Annotated in this window: 5 protein-coding genes; 4 read left to right on the top strand and 1 reads right to left on the bottom strand. The window is 69.2% G+C overall.

From position 1 onward, the window contains the following. Positions 1–474, top strand: a 474-nt coding sequence (locus VFP86_14740) for a hypothetical protein (protein HET9000892.1), incomplete at its 5' end; no start/stop codon positions are given. A gap of 15 nt (positions 475–489) precedes the next feature. On the opposite strand, the gene VFP86_14735 is transcribed toward VFP86_14740, so the two are convergent. Further along, positions 490–720: a LuxR family transcriptional regulator gene (locus VFP86_14735; GenBank protein ID HET9000891.1), complete on the bottom strand. Its 231-nt coding sequence runs from the start codon at positions 718–720 to the stop codon at positions 490–492. A gap of 139 nt (positions 721–859) precedes the next feature. Here VFP86_14735 and VFP86_14730 point away from each other — a divergent pair, with 139 nt between their 5' ends. The 3 genes from VFP86_14730 to VFP86_14720 form a co-directional block, all read left to right on the top strand. Further along, entirely contained in the window at positions 860–1,300 is a 441-nt protein-coding gene (locus VFP86_14730) for a J domain-containing protein (protein ID HET9000890.1), read from the top strand. 13 nt (positions 1,301–1,313) lie between these two features. Further along, the gene (locus VFP86_14725) at positions 1,314–1,982 is read left to right on the top strand and encodes a metallophosphoesterase (protein HET9000889.1); all 669 of its coding nucleotides are present in this window, start codon (positions 1,314–1,316) and stop codon (positions 1,980–1,982) included. Between the two features lie 16 nt (positions 1,983–1,998). After that, a partial coding sequence (locus VFP86_14720) for a ParB/RepB/Spo0J family partition protein (GenBank protein ID HET9000888.1) occupies positions 1,999–2,474 on the top strand: 476 nt, incomplete at its 3' end.

Genomic DNA, 2,474 nt, shown 5'->3' with positions numbered 1-2,474 from the left:
GTTGACCCAAGCGGCGCATGCGTCCGGGAGGCGCGCCCAGGCGACCAGGGCATCGTGGAATGGGACGCCCGGATCAGCGGGCGGCGGCGCCCGGAGGATCACGCGTTCTGGCGGTCGGGTCTCGAGGCCGTTCCCGTCTGGGTGCAGCGGGGAGGCGCCACCATCGGATATGGATATGTGCGCCTCGGGCGATCGCAGGCCGGCGAGCCGCCGAGCGTCGTGATCGGCCCGATCGGCTCCGAGGCGCCGGCAGATGCCGCCGCCTGCGTTGCTGCGGCGGTCGCGTGGGGGCGCGCCCACGGCGAGGTGATCCACGCGGCCGTTCCCGGTCTTCATCCGGCGCTCCCGGCGCTGCTGGCGGCGGGGTTCCGCATCACCTACGTCGAGACGTATGTCGCGTCCCACGCGGATGCCTTCTTCGATCCGCGAACCTACATCCCGGGGGCCGGTCTCGAGGGGAGCACCCTCTTCTAGCACCGAGTTCGGGCTTCACGCCGAGCGGCGTTGGGTGCGCTCCAGCCACGCGGCGGCCTCGCTCCTTGTGCGCGATCCGATCCGGCGCAGAATGCTCCGCAGCCTCTGCTTGATCACAGTGTCGGACATCAGCAGCCGCAGCCCCACCTCCGCCGCGCTTGCGCGGCAGACGAATTCGGTGAGGATCAGGACTTCCGTACGGGTCAGGCCGTTCGCGCGAGTGGAGTGATCCATCTCCTCCGACATATCAGGGTCACCTCCGCTGCTGGGTAGCGCCATCCTACGCCCCGCGCCCGCCGCACGCTATGAAAGGGCTCACACACAGGGGCGGCGCGGTCGATCTCGATCCCACGACCGGCGCCGGGTGCTAAAATAGTGCCTAGCGATGCGTTTCCGTCCGGAGATCGATTACTACGAGCTCCTCCAGGTGCACCCGCGGGCGTCCCAGGAGATGGTCAAGAAGGCGTACCGCACGCTCATGGGGGAGATGCGGGGACACCCAGATTTGGGGGGGGACGTCGAGCGCGCCAAGTTGATCAACGAAGCGTACACGGTGCTCGGCGACCCCGAACTCCGCCGCGCCTATGATCGCACCCGAGCCGGGAGGGCCCCGGCCTCGGGCGGGTTCTCCGGACCCGCGGACGGCGAGTTGGAGCGGCTGGCGGGGTGGGCGAGGAAGATGGCCCTTTCGGTCGCCGTGGTGGTGGCGGCCCTGGCGCTTGCGCGCGTGCTTCGGAGCCCGGCCCTGGACCTCGCGGATCTCCTCGCCATGGTCGTGCTGCTGATGAGGATCTGGAGCCAGGTCTCGCTGCCCGGACGCGCCTGAGCGGGCCCCGTTCATGCGGGCGGTGGGAAAGGCAATCGCGACCAACCCACAGGGGGCGGCGGTAGGGGGCGTGGCCATCCTCGCCGTGGGGGACGAGGTTGACGAGCGTCTGCTGGAGGACCGTCTCCCGGAGTCCCTGCAGCAGGTGCGCCTCCTCCTGTCATGCGGTGATCTGCCGGCCGATTACCTCGAGGCTCTGGGCGACCGGTTCCCTGTGCCGATGCTGTACGTCCGCGGCAATCACGACGGCCGACACGGGGACGCGCTCCTGCCCGGCGAGAACGTGCACGGCCGCGTGGTGACCGTCTGCGGCCTCAGGATCCTGGGGTTCGAAGGCTCGAACTGGTACAATGGCGAGGGCGTGCAGTACACCGAGTGGCAGATGTGGTGGAAGGTGCAGGCCGCCCGCCCGGCGGTCTGGCGCGCGCGCGGAGTCGACGTCATGCTGACGCACGCACCGCCGTACGGGATTCATGACGGGCAGGACGTCTCCCACACCGGCTTTAAGGCCTTCCGTGCGATGATCGACTCGCTCCGGCCGCGGTACTTCGTGCACGGTCACACGCATCTCGACTACTCGCCAAAGGCGGGACGCATTACCGTGATTCGCCAGACCCAGGTCGTCAACGCGTTTCGGTCCGTGCTCCTTCCAATCGACGTGCCCGCGCCAGCGGCCCGCTGACCCGGAGGCTCCCGCGATGTCGACGACGTTCAAGGAGTTCGAAGAGGCGCAGCGCGCTCACGGGGCCCTGACGACCCGCCCCCTGGGGGTGATCCAGGTGCCCGTGGACGAGATCGTCGGCAGCGTCGGCCGCGCCCGATACTTTCCCCATGGGCTGCGTCCGGGCAGAGGACTGACCCCCTCGCGGGTGCGCCGTCTCATGGAGGCGCTCAACCACGGTGAGGTCCTGCCGCCGGTGCTGCTCTACCGTCTGGGACACGAGTACTACATCGCCGATGGCCACCACCGGGTCGCCGCGGCGCAGATGGCCGGGCAGCAGGACGTGGACGCAGAGGTCGTCGCGTTCCTCCCGGAGGGCCGGACTCCTGAGGACATCGTGGCCCGGGAGCGCGTCCTCTTCGAGCAGCGCACCGGCATCACCAGGATCGTGCTGCACGAACTCGGCCAATACCCAAAGCTCCTTCGGTGGATCGACGACTATCGGCGCCAGCG

The sequence above is a fragment of the bacterium genome, from assembly GCA_035703895.1.
Lineage (GTDB): Bacteria > Sysuimicrobiota > Sysuimicrobiia > Sysuimicrobiales > Segetimicrobiaceae > Segetimicrobium.
This window is presented reverse-complemented; position numbering and strand designations above follow the sequence as displayed.

Excerpts from the sequence above, each read along its gene's own strand:
- VFP86_14735 (HET9000891.1), bottom strand. The coding sequence starts at position 720 with ATGTCGGAGGAGATGGATCACTCCACTCGCGCGAACGGCCTGACCCGT.
- VFP86_14730 (HET9000890.1), top strand. The coding sequence starts at position 860 with ATGCGTTTCCGTCCGGAGATCGATTACTACGAGCTCCTCCAGGTGCAC.
- VFP86_14725 (HET9000889.1), top strand. The coding sequence starts at position 1,314 with ATGCGGGCGGTGGGAAAGGCAATCGCGACCAACCCACAGGGGGCGGCG.